Below are 18426 nucleotides of genomic sequence, written 5' to 3'. Positions count from 1 at the left end.
CATAAAATCCTCCCATTTAAATTATTAAAAAACCACCAAATTTTCTCTTTATTCTATTGTATGAACAAAAAGTCAATTTGGTGATTACTTTTTTAATCTTTAGGAAAATTTACTAAAATTAATCCACTTTCAAATGTAATTCGTATATCTTTATCCAAAAACTCATTACATATAGCTCTAGGCTCTAATAATTTCATATCATAGTCTTTTAATTTATACTTTCCACCTATTATATTAAGTTTTTTAACCTCATCGCTTAAAGAATGAAAACTAATTGTTTCTCCATAACTCCCTTTAAAAGTGGCTTCTTTATTTACAACAAACATTCTATTATTATCATCAATAATTTCTAAATGAACCTTATCAATTATTGAATTTCTAAAAAGTCCTAAGTTGCCAAGCATATGGTCAACTCTTGTGCCTGTTGCTCCAAACAAAAAAATTTTATCTGCCCCATTTTCAATGGCTGTAATATATCCCAAATGAGTATCAGAATAATCTTTTTCTGAATTATAAGTTAATATATGAGTATTTTTACTATTTAATATCTCATATACCTCCTTATTTATTGAATCAAAGTCACCTAAGGCTAAGTCTATATGAATATCATATTCAACTAATGCATTGCATCCCTTATCTACTCCAATTATAAAATCACCTTCTTGGATATAGCTCTTTAGTAACTTTTCTGATGGAGGTGTTCCACCACTTACAATAATTGCTCTCATTAAACACTTTCCTTTAATAATTTAATGTTTTCCTCAATCTTATTGTCCTTAAATACTGCTGACCCTGCAACAACAACAGTAGCTCCGGCTTCAACAATTTCTTTTATGTTATTAACTCCTACACCACCATCTACTTGTATCATTAAAGCATTGTTATATTTTTTCTTCAACTCATTTACCTCTCTTATCTTTTCAAGAGAATAATCAATAAACTTTTGTCCTCCAAAACCTGGATTTACAGACATAATTAGAACCATATCTAATTGAGGTATTAAATCCTTTATAAGGCATACAGATGTACCTGGATTTAATGCTAGTCCTACTTTTACTCCTTTAGATTTCACATATTGTATTGCTCTATCTATATGTACCTCTGATTCATAGTGAATTGTAATTAAATCTGAACCTGCCTCTACAAAGTCATCTATAAATCTAGTTGGGTTTTCAACCATTAAATGAACGTCAAAAACCTTATCACTCTTATCTCTTAGAGCTTTAACAACAGGAGCACCTATTGTTATATTAGGAACAAATGCTCCATCCATTACATCTATATGTATCCAATCGGCACCTGCTTCAGATACCCTCTTAACATCCTCTCCTAGTTTTGCAAAATCTGCTGATAATATTGACGGTGATATTTTTACCATCTATATTTCCTCCCCTCAAGTATTTCTTCTAATGTTCTTATATAAAATTCATATCTATATTTATTAATTTTACCTTCTTCAACAGCTTCCTTTATTGCACATCCTGGTTCTTTATGATGTAAACAGCCTCTAAACTTACATTCATTATTAAGCTCTTCAAACTCAGGAAAACAATATTTCAAATCATCCTTATCGATAAAAGTTACATCTAATGTAGAGAATCCAGGTGTATCTACAATATATCCACCTGATACTTCTATAATTTCACTATGTCTTGTAGTATGTCTACCTCTACCTATTTTTTCACTAACAACACCTGTTTCCATATGTTCTCTATCACTTAAGGTATTTATTAATGTAGATTTTCCTGCACCTGATGGACCACATAAAACAGTTATATTGTTCTTCATTCTTTCTTTAAGTAACTCTATACCCTCACCTTTTTTGGCATTTATATAAAGCACTTCATATCCAATATCATTAATTTTCTTTTTTACTTCTTCTCTTTCTTCATCTGTTACTAAATCTATTTTATTTAAACATACTATTGCCTCAATATTATTACTTTCGCATAGTACTAAAAATCTATTTAATAAGTCAAAATTTAAATCTGGATTTTTTATAGCAAATACAACAAAAGCCAATGTTACATTTGCAACTGTAGGTCTAATAAGTTCTGATTTTCTTTCATGAATATCTTCTATTACACCTTTGCCATTCTCAATTTTGATTGTAACATCATCTCCAACCATAGGTTTCATATCCTTATGACGGAATTTTCCTCTTGCTTTACATTCTATTATTCCTTCAGATGTTTTTATATAATAAAAGCCACCTATACCTTTAATTATTTTTCCTTCCATACTTCCTCCATGATTGTATTTCTATTATATATAATAACCAGATTTAATCTATAATTGCAATTAATTTTAGAAATTATTGAAAATAAGAAAGGAATCTACACATTAAATGCAAATTCCTTCTTTATATCTAACTTATTCTTCAGGATCAGTTGGTGGTAATGGTTCTTCAGCTTTTCCAGAAGTTATAATAACCTTTGTAGACTTTGTAATCTTATCTGTAGGATTCCATCCTATTACAACTCCATTCTTGTCTCCATTAATAACTACATTAGTGAAGCCAGCATCTTCTAATGCCTTTTTAGCATCTAAAGCCTTCATTCCTGCTTTAATAAAGCTATCAACAAATACTTTCTCTTCTTGTAATTTACCAACCTTAAGTTGAATCTTAGTTCCCTCTGCTACTGAAGTCCCATATGCATGAGATGTCCATGCTATTTTTCCAACTAACTTCTCATCAGTAACTTCAACTTCTCCAACTACACTTCCATCTAAATTTAATTTAGCTAATTCTCTAATTGCTTCATCTCTGCCTTTTCCAATTAAATCTGGCATTGGTTGATAATTAGTCTTCTTTCCTTCACTCACAACTATAGTTATGGCTGTATCTTCAGTTATTTCTTCATCCTTAACTGGATTTGTACTTATTACTTTTCCTTTTTCTATATCATCAGAAAAATTATATTCAATCTTATAATTTTTTAAATTCAACTTATCTAAAGTAGCTTTTGCATCTGTTTCAGTTTCTTCAACTAAGTTTGGCATTTTTATCTTAGTAACACCTGCACTAGTTATAACTCTTACCTCAGATCCTTTTTTAACTTCTTTTCCTGCTTCAGGATCAAATTTAATTACAGTGCCTTCTTCTTCATCACTCTTTTCAGTTCCTGCATCTACATACTCTAATCCCGCATCTTCAATTGCTTTCTTAGCTTCTTCAAGAGTCATTCCTTTTAAATCTGGAACCTTAACAGTTTTAGCAGCTGAGAATCCCCCTGATATAGCAAATGCTCCTACACCTAATAAAAGTAATCCTACAACTACAGCTACACCTATTATTAAATTTTTATAAGATTTTTTCTTTTTCTTCTTACCATCGTACTCTTCATCGTCATCATCTTCATCATAGTAGTCATCATCATAATACTCATCATCTTCATCATCTTCATAATACTCGTCTTCTAAAGCTTTATTAACAGACTTAGTATTATCTGGTGCATTAACACTACCCATGATTATTGTGTGTTCATTTTCTTCATTTTCAACAACATTATCAATCACAGCATTAGGATCTTCCTTAATCTTTTGAAGATCATTAATAATATCTCTAGCATTTTGATATCTCATACCAGGATCTTTCTCCATAGCCTTTATAATTAATTTATTAAGACTTTCTGGTATTTTTGAATTAATTTGTTTTGGTGGCACTACCTCTTCTTGTATATGTTTTAAAGCTATTGTTACTGGAGAATCAGCTTCAAAAGGAACCTTTCCAGTAACCATTTCATACAACACAACTCCTAGAGAGTATAAATCCGTTCTATTATCAACTAAAGTTCCTTTAGCTTGTTCTGGAGAAAAATAATGTGCAGATCCCATTATAGTTGTTGTATTTGTAAGAGTAGCAGAACTTGTTGATTTAGCTATACCAAAATCAGTAACCTTTATTAAACCTTCTTCTGTAACCAAAATATTTTGTGGTTTAACATCCCTATGAATAATATTATTTTTATGAGCACATTCTAATGCTTTTGCAATTTGAATAGCTATAGTAATTGCAGTTTCATAATTTAATTTGCCAAACTGTTTTATCAACTCTTTTAAGGTTTTGCCCTTAACATACTCCATAACTATATAGTTAATATCATCTTGACTTCCAACATCTAAAATATTTACTATATTATTATCTGAAAGTGCTGCTATAGCAGTTGCTTCTCTTTTAAATTTATTTACTATATCTTCGTTATCTGACATCTCTTTCTTCAGTACTTTTACAGCTACATATCTATTAAGCTTGTTACATCTAGCTTTATAAACAATAGACATGCCACCTTCGCCTATTTTTTCTTCTATCTCGTACCTATTACCTAAAATTTCTCCTATCATCTTACATCTCTCCTCCAAACAACAAAACTGTTATGTTATCTCTTCCACCTTTATACTTTGCTATATTAACAAGTCTTTCACAGGCCAATGATAAATCTTTTTCTTCATTAATTACTTTGATGATATCTTCTTTGGTAAGTTCATTAGTTAATCCATCTGAACACAATACATATTTATCATATTTGTTTTCAATTATATCAAATATATCAACATTTACCTTATCACTCGTACCAATTGCCCTCGTTATAATATTTTTTTTAGGATGATTAGCAGCCTCATTTTCAGAAATCGATCCAGAATCAACTAGCTCTTGCACCAAAGAATGATCCTTTGTTATTTTTATAATTTCATTATTAGTAATGCCAAAACAAGAGCTATCTCCTACATTAGCTATCTTTATCCAATCCTTAGTAATTAAACAAGCAGTTATTGTTGTCCCCATTCCATTTAAACAATCATTTTTTAATGAATGAAAATAGATATCTTTATTAACCTTTTCTATTGCATTTTTTAACACAACATCTTTAGTATTTTCACTGAAATTCTCTCCAACATAGTTTACGATTCCTTCTGCTGCCATTTTACTAGCAACTTCGCCAGCATTATGTCCACCCATCCCATCTGCAACCACATAAATTTTAAAATCATTACATTCTAAGTACTTTGCATAATCTTCATTTAAGTTTCGGACCATACCTATATCGCTCACTATACCTACCATACAATCTCCCCCCTTTTTAGTTATACTAGCTTAATATCATTTTCTTTTATGTAACTTCTTCTTAGCTGTCCACAGGCCGCATTAATATCGCTTCCCATTTCTCTTCTAACAGTTACTTCTACGCCAGTATTTTTTAATATATTTTCAAATTTTTGAATTGTCTTTTCTGAAGACCTTTTAAAACTATTTTCTTTAACTTCATTTACAGGGATTAAGTTTACATGACATAACATTCCTTTTAGTAATTTTCCTAAAGCCTTTGCATCTTCACTTCCATCATTAACATCTTTTACCAAGGAGTATTCAAATGTTATTCTTCTCTTAGTTTTTTCTATGTAGTAATTACATGCATCTAATATTTCTTTTATTGAATATTTATTAGCTATTGGCATAATCTCTTTTCTTTTTTCATCGTTGAAAGCATGAAGCGAAATTGCTAGTGTTATGCTTAGCCCTTTATCCGCTAATTCATACATTTTAGGCACAATTCCACATGTAGAAAGAGTTATATGCCTTTGACCTATGTTTAATCCATAATCTGCATTTACTATTTCTAAGAATTTCATTACATTGTCAAAATTATCTAGTGGCTCTCCACTTCCCATTAAAACAATATTAGAAATTCTTTCTCCAGTAATCTTCTGAGCGACTAATATTTGCGAAATTATCTCACCAGCAGTAAGATTTCTTATTCTCCCCCCTAGGGTAGAGGCACAGAATTTACATCCCATTCTGCACCCTACCTGTGTAGAAACACATATTGAATTTCCATGTTTATACTTCATTATTACTGTTTCTATTAAATTACCATCATTAAAAGCTAATAATAACTTTTTAGTACCATCTACTTTTGAAATATATTCTTCCTCAACCTTTGGAATTCCAAAATAAAAGTTATTGCTTAATTTGTCTTTCAAGCTCTTTGGAATATTTTTCATTTCTTCAAAATTCCATATTTCTTTGTATATCCAAGAAATCACTTGCTTAGCTCTAAAGGCACTTTCTCCATTTTCTTTCATCCAAGTTAATAACTCTTCTTGTGTATAATCTAATATATTTTCCATAGTTTCTCCTAGTTTTTCTTAATCTTAGCCACAAAGAACCCATCCATATATTCATTTGGCAATATTGTTAAAGTTCCCATTTGGTTGTAACAAAGATTTGCGCCCTTACCTATAAACACCTTTTCTATAGTTGCATCTTTGTGCTTGCTTAAGAACCACTTAATATTTTCTTCATTTTCTTCTTTATTTAATGTACAAGTTGAATATACCATAACTCCACCTGTCTTTAAATATTCCCAAGCATTTTCAAGAATTTCTCTTTGAACTTCTACTATTTCCTTTAAGTCTTTTCTCTTTTTAGTCCACTTTATTTCAGGCTTCTTTCTTATTATTCCTATACCTGAACAAGGCACATCTAGTAATACTCTATCAGCATAAGATACTAATTTAGCATCAAGCTTAGTAGCATCCATTTGAGCTAATTTTATATTTGTTATTCCAAGTCTTTCATAGTTTTCTTTAACTAATTCCAACTTATTTTCGTGCAAATCAAAGCCTAACACTTCACCTGTATTATTTAATAATTCACCTATATGAGTAGTCTTACCTCCTGGTGCACAACATAAATCTAGTACCTTCATACCTTCTTCTAAATCAAGTAAAGGTGAGATAAGCATTGCACTTTCATCTTGTACTGTTATTTTTCCATCTACAAAAGCCTGATTATTTTCAATTCCCTTTCCACCTTTTATAGATATAGCCTCAGGACAAATGCAACCTTCTTCTATATTATATCCAGCTTCCTCAAGTTCTTCATATACATCTTCATAATCCCCTTTAATGCTATTTACTCTAACAGTCATCTTTGGAGTATTATTTAATCCTTCTAGTATTTCAAGTGCTTCATGTTCACCATATTGTTTTATAAACATTCTAACCATCCATGGTTCAAATGATAAATCAAAGGCTATTTCATCGATTTTATTTCTAAATACAATATCAAATTTACCTTCTTTTTTAACAAAGTTTCTTAAAATACCATTTACTAACTTTGAATCTTTATCTGATATTTCTTTTGCTTCTTCTACTGCTTCATTACATGCAGCATATGAAGGTACCTTATCAAGATAGTTCATTTGATATACTGCTACTCTTAAAATATTTAATATTTTTTTATCCATTATAGATATATCTTTTACAAAAGAAGCTATTATAGTATCTATAGTCTTTAATCTTCTTAAAGTTCCATATACAATTTCTGTAACTAACGCTTTATCCTTATCTGATAAATCAGAATTATTTAACTCATTAGATAAAATTATATTTGAATATGCTCCTTCATTTATTATTCTTTCTAGTATATTTATTGCTACTTTTCTACAGTTCATATCGCTACCTCTTTAATCATCTCTTCTACTTATTAAAATTAAACGCACTAATTGTAACACTGCCATTAATGCTGCTGCCACATAAGTCAATGCTGCTGCTCTTAATACCTTTTTTGCACCATCAACTTCATCGCCATATAATATTCCTCTACTGTTTAAAATTCCAAGGGCTCTACTAGACGCATTAAATTCTACTGGCAAAGTAATTAGTTGAAAAATCACTGTTGCTGAGAATAAGAATATTCCTATTGTCACTAATGGCTTAAACGAGAACAATATACCTGCAAAGAATAATACCCATGAAAAAGAACTACTAAAATTAACTGCTGGTACTATTGCATTTCTTATTATAAGTGGACTATATTCTTGCTGGTATTGTATTGCATGACCTACTTCGTGTGCTGCAATTCCTGCTGCTGCAATAGTTGAACCATTATATACCTCTGGTGATAATCTTATAACACCACTTCTAGGATCATAATGATCTCCCAAACTTCTCTCACATCTTTCAATTGAAATTCCTTGAAGTCCTGCTTCATTTAGCATCATTCTTGCTACTTGCTCACCGGTATACCCATTTAAGCTTCTAACTCTTTTATACTTATTAAATGCTGAATTCACCATCATTTGAGCTATAAAACTCAAAATAACTGCCGGTATTAATATTAAGAATGTAGGGTCAATGTAATATCCATAAGGCATCTTTAACCACTCCTCTATCCTAATTTTTCTTTCTTCTCAATCTTATGCCCATTTATATATTGTTCTATGGTTAAAGGCTTTCCATTTGGAAGCTGAATCTTTTTTATTAATAGAACATTACTTCCACATGAAACCTTCATACCTTCCTTTGTTGCACTAATAATTGTACCTGGCTCTTCTTTACTTTCTTCATTAAGTAGATTACTTTCATAAATTTTCATTCTTTCACCTTTAAAGTTTGTGAAAGCTACCGGCCACGGATTTAGCCCTCTTATAATATTATGAATATCTTTAGCACTATCATTCCAATTTATCTCAGCTATCTCTTTATTAAGCATTTTTGCATAGAATGTTTCATCGCTTTGCTTTTCTGGAATTATAGTATTGTTCTTAATCCCTTCAATAGTGTTAACTAAAAGGTCTGATCCTCTTTCTTTAAGTATATCATATAGTTCACCGGCGGTCATATTCTCTGGTATCTCTACTTCATCCTTTAATAACATATCTCCGGTATCTAAACCAACGTCCATAAGCATAGTCGTGTTTCCAGACTTCTTTTCACCCTTAATTATTGCCCAGTTTATAGGTGCAGCACCTCTATACATTGGTAATAAAGATCCATGTAGGTTAATACATCCATGCTTAGGTATATCTAAAACTTCTTTTGTTAATATTTGACCAAAAGCAACAACTATTATAAAGTCAGGATTAATAGACTTTAACTTTTCTATCATATCTCTATCATCCTTAAGCTTTATAGGTTGATACACCTCTATATTATTTTCTAATGCAACTTCCTTAACTGGTGAAAAAGCTACTTTTTTACCTCTTCCCTTTGGTCTATCTGGCTGTGTAAATACTGCACAAACATCATATTTTTCAATTAGCTTTTTTAATGAAGGAACAGCAAAATCAGGTGTTCCCATAAAAACTATCTTCATAAGTTATCCTCCAATTTCTACTTTAAATGGTCTACAAATAACACTCCATTTAAGTGATCATTTTCATGACATATTGCTCTTGCTAATAACTCCTCTGCTTCTAAAATAAATTCTTCACCCTTTTCATTTAAAGCCTTTACTTTAACATAATTAGGTCTTTCAACATCTTCAGAAACTCCAGGTACACTTAAGCATCCTTCTTCACCTATTTGGCATCCACCTACCTCTAGTATTTCAGGATTTATGAATACTCTTGGACCATAATCATCATATACATCTATAACGAAAATTCTCTTTAAAATCCCCACTTGTGGAGCAGCAAGCCCTACTCCATCTGCATCATACATAGTATCTATCATATCCTCTATTAATGTTAAAGTACGCTCATTTATAGTATCAACATTTCTACACTTCTTTCTTAAAACTTCATCGCCTTTAGTTCTTATATTTCTAATTGCCATTTTCCATCCTCCTAAGTCATATTATTTGGATTAATATCCATACTAATTCTTATTTCATTATATACACTCTTATTCAATTCATAAAGTATATCTTTTATTTTTAACTTTAATTTATTATCTAAATTTCCTTTAATAATTATTTGCCATCTATAGTTATCCTTCAACTTGGTTATTATACACGGTACAGGTCCTAATATTTGAATATTTTCCCTACTATCTAGTAGTTTTCTCAAACTTTCTCCTACCTTATTCATAAATTCTTTTAATTTTCGTTCATCTTTACTAATAGAATTTATTAAAAAGATAGTACTGAAAGGTGGATAATTCATTATTTTTCTAACCTTTATCTCTTCATTATAGAGATCATTATAATTGTTTTCTATGGCATATTGAAGGCTTAAGCTATTTGGAGTATAAGTTTGTATAACTACTTTCCCCTTCTTTTCTCCTCTACCAGCACGACCAGCCACTTGCGTTATTATTTGATAAGTACGCTCTGAAGACCTATAATCAGGAATATTTAATGATATATCAGCGGCTAATACCCCTACTAATGTTACATTCTTAAAATCTAACCCTTTTGATACCATTTGTGTACCAATAAGAACATCTCCTTCTCCACTTTTAAAAGCATTATATATATTTTCATGAGAATCCTTATTTCTTGTTGTATCAACATCCATCCTCATTACTCTAGCTTTAGGAAAATATTTTTTCACCTCTTCTTCCACTCTTTGAGTTCCTGCCCCAAAAAACTTAACATACTTACTACCACACTCTGGGCACACCTTTTGTTCCCTCTGTGCTCTACCGCAATAATGGCATATTAAATATCCATTTTTATGATAAGTCATTGATAAATCACACTCTGGACATTTAAAAACATAACCACAACTTCTACATGAAACAAAACTTGAAAAACCTCTTCTATTTAAAAATAGAATTATTTGTTCTTTTCTTTCCAAAGTTTCTTTCATCTCATTATATAAGCTTCTACTTAATAGTGACAAGTTTCTAGATTTTAATTCTTCTCTCATATCCACTATTTCCATTTGTGGAAGTGGTCTATTACTTACTCTATTTTTTATTTCTACTAATTCCAACTTTCCATTTAAAGCCTCATAGTACGTTTCAATAGATGGAGTCGCTGATCCTAAAATATATTTACACCCTTTTATTTCACTAAGAAATTTTGCTACTTCTTTAGTTAAATATTTGGGATTTTGTTCAGATTTATATGTGTTTTCATGTTCTTCATCAATAATTATTATTCCTAGATTATCTAAAGGTAAGAATATTGCACTCCTTGCACCTACTACAAGTCTTGCTTCTCCTTTTTTTATTCTATACCATTCATCAAACCTTTCACCTTGAGATAATTTACTATGAAATAATGCAACATTTTTACCAAATCTACCTTTAAACCTTTCTATCATTTGAGGTGTTAATGATATTTCTGGGACAAGAACTATTGCTGATTTTCCTTCTTTTAAAGTTTCACCTACTAAATTCATGTAAACCTCAGTTTTTCCTGAACCTGTGACCCCTTTTAAAAGAAATCCCTTTTTATCCGAATTAAGTATCTTATTAAAAGCATTTTTTTGTTCATCATTTAGAACATTTTTACTTTCTTCTATATAACTTCTAGTATTATATCTGTAAACAACTCTATCTTCTGTTAGTAAATAACCATTTTCTATTAATTTATTTAATGAATATGATGATAAAGAATAATCATTAATTATTTCACTTTTAGTTAATTCCCCATCCTTTTCTTTTATTAAATTAACTATTTTTACATAATTATCTTTGTCTTTAAGCTTTCCATCTAGTTCTTTATTAAAAACAATTACTGTTTTTTTCTTATTTTTAATTCCTTTTGATAATCCAGAAGGAATTATTGTTCTTATTGCATCTATATATTTACAAAGATAGTTTTCTCGTAAGAAATCAACTAACTTTAAATCATCTCTTGTTAAGATAGGAATATCATCAAGTATTGAAGAAATATATTTTATTTTTTTAACATTTTCTATCCCTTCGCACTTCAAACCTAGAACAAATGCTTCAGTAGGTTTATTTTTAACTCCAAAAGGAACCTTTACCCTATGTCCTATCTCTATAATATCAAGTAATTCTTCCTTAACTTTATAAGTGAAGGGTCTATCAATTTCTATTGCATCACTATTTATTATAACTTCAGCATATAATTCAAACAATTACCCTCACTCCTTTTAGATGTATAATATAAGAAAAAGCGCATTTTAGCGCTTTCCTCCTATAATGTCAAATAAATTTCTAGCCACTTCCCTTTTACTCATTTTCTCTAGGGAAAGCTCTTGTCCTTCTCTTGTAACGATAGTTACTCTATTGTCATTTGAAGCAAACCCACTATCTTTTGATGTAATATCATTTGCTACAATATAATCTAAATTCTTTTTAATAAGCTTACCTTTAGCATTTTCAACAACATTTTGACTTTCAGCTGCAAACCCAACTAAAATTTGTCCTGACTTTTTCTCTCCTAATTCCTTTAAAATATCATTGTCTCTAGTAAGAATTATTTCAAGATCGCCATTTCCCTTTTTAATTTTGTTTTCACTGTATTCTTTAGCCTTATAATCAGCAACTGCAGCTGACTTAACAACAATATCAGAAGTTTCAAAATGCTTTAGAACCTCACTTCTCATTTCTTCATTAGTGTTAATTTTAATTACATTTATTCCATATGGTGCAGGTTCATTTGTAGGTCCTGAAACAAGAACTACTTCTGCCCCTCTATCTCTTGCTTCTTCAGCTATTGCATATCCCATTTTACCTGTAGATCTATTTGAAATAAATCTGACTGGATCTATATTGGCTCTAGTTGGTCCTGCTGTTACAAGAACCTTTTTGCCTATTAAATCTTTTTTATCATAAAGCTCACTTAGAACTTTTTCTACTATATCTGAAGCAGGTGCTAATTTTCCTTTTCCCTCATCTCCACATGCAAGTCTACCACTAGCTGGTTCAATAAATTCATATCCTAACTTTTTAAGTTTTGCTATATTTTCTTGAACTATAGGGTTAGTATACATATTAGTGTTCATAGCTGGTGCAAATATTACTTTAGCTCTTGTTGCCATTATAGTAGTTGAAAGCATGTCATCTGCAATACCATTTGCAACTTTTCCTATAATATTCGCTGTAGCTGGCGCTACTAAAAACACATCTGCCCTTTTAGCTAAACTAATATGTTGTATTTCCCAAGCCTTAGGTTCTGCAAACATATCTGTTGTAACGATATTTTGACTCATAGATTGAAAGGTAAGAGGAGTTACAAACTCGGTAGCTGACTTTGTCATTATAACTCTAACATCTACATCTTTTTTTCGTAGTGCACTTATAACATCCAAAGCCTTATATACTGCAATTCCTCCAGTTACACCTAAAACAACACACCTTTTATTTTCCATGATTACTTAGTTGATTCCTTTACTCTCTCATATCCAACTGCGCCATCATTTACTTCATTTATTGCAATAGTTAAAGCCTTTTTAGAATCTACATCTACTAATTGTTTAGAACCGTCTATTAACTGTCTAGCTCTTTTTGATGTTACTATTACTAGTGAATATCTATCTTCTACCTTTTTTAATAAATCTACTACTGATGGATTAATCATTGAATTACTCATGACTTATGCCCTCCTCTAAATTCAAAATTGTTCCTTGTATTCTATCAACTCTACATTTTTCTGCAGCTAGTATATTTTCTATCTTATTCACTGCATTTTCTACAGTATCATTAACCACTGCATAATTATATTTAGAAATATAGTTAATTTCTTGATAAGCTGAATTAAATCTTCTCATTAAGGATTCTGGTGTTTCACTTCCTCTATTAATGATTCTTTGTTTTAATTCTTCCATTGAAGGAGGAAGTATAAATATAAATACTCCTTCTTCTGTATTTTCTTTTACTTTTAATGCCCCTTGTATATCTATTTCAAGAATTACATCTTTTCCAGAGTCTAAAAGTTCTTGTACATTTGACTTTGGTGTACCGTAACAATTACCATATACCTCAGCCCACTCTAAAAAATCATCCTCTTCTACTTTCTTTAAAAACTCATCCTTATTTAAAAAGTAGTAGTTAATTCCATGAACCTCACCTTGTCTTGGATTTCTAGTTGTAGCAGAAACAGAAAGGTGTATATCTTTATGTTTTTCTAAAAGTGCCTTGCATATTGTACCTTTTCCTGCACCTGAAGGACCAGAAATAACTATTAAAACTCCCTTGTTTTTTGCCATATTAATCTTCAACCTCGTCTTCTACTTCATCCTTTGTAGATAATCTATGAGCTACCGTTTCTGGTTGAACAGCAGATAATATTACATGATCTGAATCTGTTATTATAACTGCCCTTGTTCTTCTTCCATATGTTGCATCAATTAGCATGCCTCTATCTCTTGCTTCCTGAATAATTCTTTTTATTGGTGCTGATTCAGGACTAACAATTGCCACTAATCTATTTGCAGAAACTATGTTCCCAAAACCAATATTAATTAATTTAATACCCATGTTCTAATCCTCCTAATTATTATTCAATATTTTGAACTTGTTCTCTTATTTTTTCTAATAAGTTCTTTATGTTAATGACTATATTGGTCATACCCATATCATTAGCTTTTGAACCAATGGTATTAGTTTCTCTATTCATCTCTTGAACTATAAAATCAAGTTTTCTACCTATTGGCTCATTTAATTCTAGTGTTTTTCTCATTTGATTTATATGGCTATTAAGTCTTGTAATTTCTTCATCTACAGCAGCTTTATCAGCAAAAATGGCAACTTCTGTAGCTATTCTTTCTTCATCTAATTTAATACTACTAGTTAATTCTTTTATTCTTTCTTCTAATTTACGTTTGTAGTTTACAGGGACATTTTCTGCTATTTCTTCAATTTCCTTAACATTTGCTTCTATATCAGATAACTTACATAGAATATCTTCCTTTAACTTTTCTCCCTCACTTACTCTCATATCATTCATCATTTCTAATGACGATATAACAAGAGGTTTTATTTCTATTAAAATTTCTTCTAGGTTTTCTTCTTCAGCTTCTAATGTTAAAACATCTGGAAATCTTGATAATCTTGTAGCTGTTATATCGTTAACAACTCCTAGAGTTTCTGATATTTCCTTTAAACACTCATAATATCCCTTTGCAAGATCCATATTTACTTTAGGAAGAGCATTGCTTTTACTATAGCCTTTAAAGTTTATAAAAACATCTACCTTACCTCTATTTAGATAATTATTAATTATTTTTCTTACTTCATCTTCTAAAGCAATCATAAATTTAGGCATTCTTATATTAACATCAAGATATCTGTTATTCACACTTTTCATTTCTATAGAAAATAAGTGTTCTTTTCCTTCTTCACTTTGAGCTCTTCCAAAGCTAGTCATACTTTTAGCCATAATTATTCACTTCCCTCTCCCTTATTATAGACTCATATTAATTTATTTTTCCTCACCAGTCAATAATTCGTTAATAAATTATTTACATTTGTTCTTTTTCTTTTCTTCTCTAAACTTTATAGTAACCCTTCAGCTTACTCCGCTTATTTTTTAATAACTTTTATATTATAATCCTCATAACATTATCTCCAACTTCAAATAAAAAATTAACGACACCACTGTGGAACCCTCACTTTTTACCAGACGCACAAATAGCATTCTAATTTTTAATTTTACAAATAGAACTTACTCATTAAAGCTTCTAAAGCTTGTCTGAGAAAAATCTTGCAGAGTCACATATTTTATTTTTCATTCTTTAAGAAGCAGACAAACTTTATCAATATCAAACTATTGAAGCTAACTGAAATTTAATTTAATTTACTTAAGAATAAAAAAATAGTTTATCTTCTTTTCTTTTTTAAATAAAATCCTCCATGCCCTATTATAACTACATATTTATATATTTAAAACAATCTTTAAATATATATTTATACACAATAAATTCAAAAAATTTAATTTTAGATAAATAAAAAATTACCAAAGCAACTGTGGAGCCATCTATTTTTAAATCATCTACATAAGTGATGTTCCAAATTAAAATCTTATAACTAGTCTATACGTTAAAAAAGTGGTCATACCCACAAAAGATATAACCACTTAATCACTATAAATATTAAATAAATATTAATTTCAATAAGAATAAGAATGCAAGTATTATCATTACCCAAGATACTTTCTTCTTATCTTCTTTAACAAAGAATATATTGTATATTAAATTAATTGCTACATAAGAAATTACACCAAATGTTAAACCATCACCAATGCTATATGCAAGAGGCATCATAGCAATTGTAATAAATGCTGGTACACCTTCTGTTAAATCATCGAAGTCAATATTCTTAACTGCTCCTAACATTAAATATCCAACGTAGATTAATGCTGGTGCAGTTGCACATGAAGGAATTGCTATAAATATTGGAGAGAAGAACATTGCTAATAAGAATAGAACACCTGTTGTTATTGCAGTCCATCCTGTTCTACCACCTGCTGCTACACCTGTTGAACTTTCAACGTATGTTGTAACAGTAGATACCCCTAAGCAAGCCCCAGCTGTTGTACCAATAGCATCAACCATTAAAGCCTTACCTGCATTCGGAACCTTGCCATCTTTATCTAACATATTTGCTCTTGAACAAACACCAACTAATGTACCAACTGTATCAAAGAAATCTACGAATAAGAACGTACAAACTACAACAAAGAAACTACCAATTGTTGTTGGATGTAACATATATCCAAAATCAATCTTACCAGCTATAGGTGCTATACTTTCAAATTTAAAAATTCCTTCTGGAAGATAAATACCAAGTGATGCTGCATAAGCAGGATCAAACTTTGCATATCCCCAAGCTACTAATGTTGATACTAATATACCAATAAGAATTGACCCCTTAACACCTTTCTTATCAAGTACTGCAATAATTAATAGCCCTAATAAAGCAATTAAAAATGTAGGTGATGTAAATCTACCAAGTGCAACTAATGTACTATCATTGTTAACTACAATTCCAGAACCTTGTAATCCAATAAATGCTATAAATAGTCCAATACCTGCAGTAACTGCATACTTCATGTTTTTAGGAATTGCATTTACAACAGCTTCACGTACTTTAAATAATGATAAAAGAATAAAAATGATACCTTCTACAAATACTGCTGTTAAAGCTATTTCCCAAGGAATTTTATTTTGTCCTACAACTGTAAATGCAAAATATGCATTTAGTCCCATACCAGATGCTAATGCAAATGGTAAATTAGCGAAAACACCCATTAAAATTGTAGATAAACCCGCAGCTAAACAAGTAGCTGTAACTAAAGCTCCTGCATCCATTCCTGCAGCACTTAAAATATTAGGATTTACCGCTATGATATAAGCCATAGTTAAGAATGTAGTAATACCTGCCATGATTTCTCTTTTGAAATCAACATTTTCGTTTGTGAAGATTTCTAATAATCTTCTTTTTTGTTTAACGTCTTGCATTTTTCTCCTCCTAAATAATAAAAAGGTCCTTATGAGCTAAAGAAAAGCAACAACTCATAAAGACCTTTTAAAATTTAATAATATACATTCAGTCCACTCATAGTCAGATATTTACGGTATCTGGTAGAAACTGTGACCCTTATTGACACATTATATGAGTTATTCGCTTTACGAATATTATTATATAATGCGCAAGTAATAATTGTCAATAGAAACGTATGAAATTCGTATATCTTTTCACGAATATTCGATTTATTTTATTATTTATAATTCATTATTATACAATCCATCTTCCATAAACTCTTTTATAGCACTATATTCATCAGTATAACTTAAAGCTACCATCAACTTAATTCTAGCTTTTTGCCCTTGCATAGTATCTCCAAATATGGCACCTCTATTTCTTAAATCTTTTCCTCCACCTTCATATCCATAGGAATCAAAGACTCTCCCTTCAAAACACCTTGACACAATTACAACAGGAATATTTCTCTTTATAGCCCTTTCAACTCCATGAACCATTTGAGGAGGTATATTACCTCTTCCTAAGGCTTCAATAACTATTCCTATGTAACCTTTTTCTATAGCAAAATCAATGAAAGAACAATCTGAACCAGATACACACTTTATTAGGGCTACATCCCCTTTAATATTATCTATTTTTACATGCTGTCCTTTTTTACACTTTCTGTAAAATATTACATTATCATTATCTACTATACCTATAGGACCAAAATTAGGTGTTCTAAAAGCATTGAGAGCCATAGAGTTTGTTTTTGTCACTTCTCTTGCACTATTTAATTCTCCGTTAAAACACACTAACACTCCTCTTCCAACAGCCTTTTCTGATGCAGCCGTACATATTGATGTAGCTAAATTAAACGGACCATCATACCCTAACTCTGAGCTACTTCTCATTGCACCCGTTATAACCACAGGCTTGCTACTATCTAAAGTTAAATCTAACATATATGCTGTTTCTTCTAGCGTATCCGTTCCATGAGTTATTACAACTCCGTCTATATCATCTCTTTCTAATAACTTATTAACAAATCTTGATAATTCAAACATAAGATTAGGTGTCATATGAGGAGATGGAAGACTAGAAAAGTTATAACTTTCTATTTCCGCATAATCTTCTATCCCTGTTACCATAGTCATTATTTCTTCACCAGTTAATGAAGGTACTGCTGCCTTAATCCTCTCATCTACTTTCATAGATATTGTTCCACCATTAAAAACCACTGCTATTTTCTTCATGTCAAACCTCCATATTTTATCTAAAAAAATAACTTTTGGTAAATTCCAAAAGTCATATAGT

General features: G+C 30.5%; 18 protein-coding genes and 1 riboswitch. All 18 genes read right to left on the bottom strand.

Features of this window, described 5'->3' with window-relative positions; all coding sequences use genetic code 11:
• Window positions 1-92 precede the first annotated feature (92 nt).
• The 18 genes from G594_RS0104585 to G594_RS0104500 all read right to left on the bottom strand — a co-directional run bounded on the left by G594_RS0104585 (window position 93) and on the right by G594_RS0104500 (window position 18365).
• Window positions 93-728, bottom strand: coding sequence for a thiamine diphosphokinase (locus G594_RS0104585; protein ID WP_027097496.1), 636 nt, complete (start codon window positions 726-728; stop codon window positions 93-95).
• Complete coding sequence (gene rpe, locus G594_RS0104580; protein WP_027097495.1) at window positions 728-1378, bottom strand: ribulose-phosphate 3-epimerase; 651 nt, start codon at window positions 1376-1378, stop codon at window positions 728-730. Before rpe ends, G594_RS0104585 begins: the two co-directional genes overlap by 1 nt.
• Entirely contained in the window at window positions 1372-2241 is an 870-nt protein-coding gene (gene rsgA / locus G594_RS0104575) for a ribosome small subunit-dependent GTPase A (protein WP_027097494.1), read from the bottom strand. Before rsgA ends, rpe begins: the two co-directional genes overlap by 7 nt.
• Window positions 2242-2373: 132 nt before the next feature.
• The gene (pknB, locus tag G594_RS0104570) at window positions 2374-4344 is read right to left on the bottom strand and encodes a Stk1 family PASTA domain-containing Ser/Thr kinase (protein WP_027097493.1); all 1971 of its coding nucleotides are present in this window, start codon (window positions 4342-4344) and stop codon (window positions 2374-2376) included.
• A 1-nt stretch (window position 4345) separates the two neighbouring features.
• Window positions 4346-5065, bottom strand: coding sequence for a Stp1/IreP family PP2C-type Ser/Thr phosphatase (locus G594_RS0104565; RefSeq protein ID WP_027097492.1), 720 nt, complete (start codon window positions 5063-5065; stop codon window positions 4346-4348).
• A gap of 20 nt (window positions 5066-5085) precedes the next feature.
• The gene (rlmN, locus tag G594_RS0104560; protein WP_027097491.1) at window positions 5086-6129 is read right to left on the bottom strand and encodes a dual-specificity RNA methyltransferase RlmN; all 1044 of its coding nucleotides are present in this window, start codon (window positions 6127-6129) and stop codon (window positions 5086-5088) included.
• Window positions 6130-6137: 8 nt separating this feature from the next.
• Window positions 6138-7457, bottom strand: a complete 1320-nt coding sequence (rsmB, locus tag G594_RS0104555; protein ID WP_027097490.1) for a 16S rRNA (cytosine(967)-C(5))-methyltransferase RsmB — start codon at window positions 7455-7457, stop codon at window positions 6138-6140.
• Window positions 7458-7469: 12 nt separating this feature from the next.
• On the bottom strand, window positions 7470-8159 hold the full coding sequence (locus G594_RS0104550; RefSeq protein ID WP_027097489.1) for a zinc metallopeptidase: 690 nt from the start codon (window positions 8157-8159) through the stop codon (window positions 7470-7472).
• A 14-nt stretch (window positions 8160-8173) separates the two neighbouring features.
• On the bottom strand, window positions 8174-9100 hold the full coding sequence (fmt, locus tag G594_RS0104545; protein ID WP_027097488.1) for a methionyl-tRNA formyltransferase: 927 nt from the start codon (window positions 9098-9100) through the stop codon (window positions 8174-8176).
• Window positions 9101-9117: 17 nt separating this feature from the next.
• Window positions 9118-9561: a peptide deformylase gene (gene def, locus G594_RS0104540; RefSeq protein ID WP_027097487.1), complete on the bottom strand. Its 444-nt coding sequence runs from the start codon at window positions 9559-9561 to the stop codon at window positions 9118-9120.
• Window positions 9562-9572: 11 nt separating this feature from the next.
• A complete protein-coding gene (priA, locus tag G594_RS0104535; protein WP_027097486.1) occupies window positions 9573-11780 on the bottom strand; it encodes a primosomal protein N' in 2208 nt (735 codons plus the stop codon).
• 45 nt (window positions 11781-11825) lie between these two features.
• Window positions 11826-13016 (bottom strand): bifunctional phosphopantothenoylcysteine decarboxylase/phosphopantothenate--cysteine ligase CoaBC, encoded by a 1191-nt coding sequence (gene coaBC, locus G594_RS0104530; RefSeq protein ID WP_027097485.1) that lies wholly within the window; start codon window positions 13014-13016, stop codon window positions 11826-11828.
• Window positions 13017-13018: 2 nt separating this feature from the next.
• Entirely contained in the window at window positions 13019-13237 is a 219-nt protein-coding gene (rpoZ, locus tag G594_RS0104525) for a DNA-directed RNA polymerase subunit omega (RefSeq protein WP_027097484.1), read from the bottom strand.
• Complete coding sequence (gene gmk, locus G594_RS0104520; RefSeq protein ID WP_027097483.1) at window positions 13230-13853, bottom strand: guanylate kinase; 624 nt, start codon at window positions 13851-13853, stop codon at window positions 13230-13232. The genes rpoZ and gmk overlap by 8 nt, the downstream gene beginning before the upstream one ends.
• Before the next feature lies 1 nt (window position 13854).
• Window positions 13855-14124 (bottom strand): extracellular matrix/biofilm regulator RemA, encoded by a 270-nt coding sequence (gene remA, locus G594_RS0104515; RefSeq protein WP_027097482.1) that lies wholly within the window; start codon window positions 14122-14124, stop codon window positions 13855-13857.
• A 19-nt stretch (window positions 14125-14143) separates the two neighbouring features.
• The gene (locus G594_RS0104510; RefSeq protein WP_027097481.1) at window positions 14144-15025 is read right to left on the bottom strand and encodes a YicC/YloC family endoribonuclease; all 882 of its coding nucleotides are present in this window, start codon (window positions 15023-15025) and stop codon (window positions 14144-14146) included.
• A 712-nt stretch (window positions 15026-15737) separates the two neighbouring features.
• Window positions 15738-17105, bottom strand: coding sequence for an NCS2 family permease (locus tag G594_RS0104505; RefSeq protein ID WP_027097480.1), 1368 nt, complete (start codon window positions 17103-17105; stop codon window positions 15738-15740).
• A gap of 80 nt (window positions 17106-17185) precedes the next feature.
• Window positions 17186-17283, bottom strand: a riboswitch (purine riboswitch).
• Between the two features lie 86 nt (window positions 17284-17369).
• A complete protein-coding gene (locus G594_RS0104500; RefSeq protein WP_027097479.1) occupies window positions 17370-18365 on the bottom strand; it encodes an asparaginase in 996 nt (331 codons plus the stop codon).
• Window positions 18366-18426 lie beyond the last annotated feature (61 nt).

This window comes from Clostridium paraputrificum AGR2156, from assembly GCF_000424025.1.
Lineage (GTDB): Bacteria > Bacillota > Clostridia > Clostridiales > Clostridiaceae > Clostridium > Clostridium paraputrificum.
Note: the sequence above shows the minus strand (reverse complement) of the source record. Positions and strands in the feature narration are given on the sequence as shown.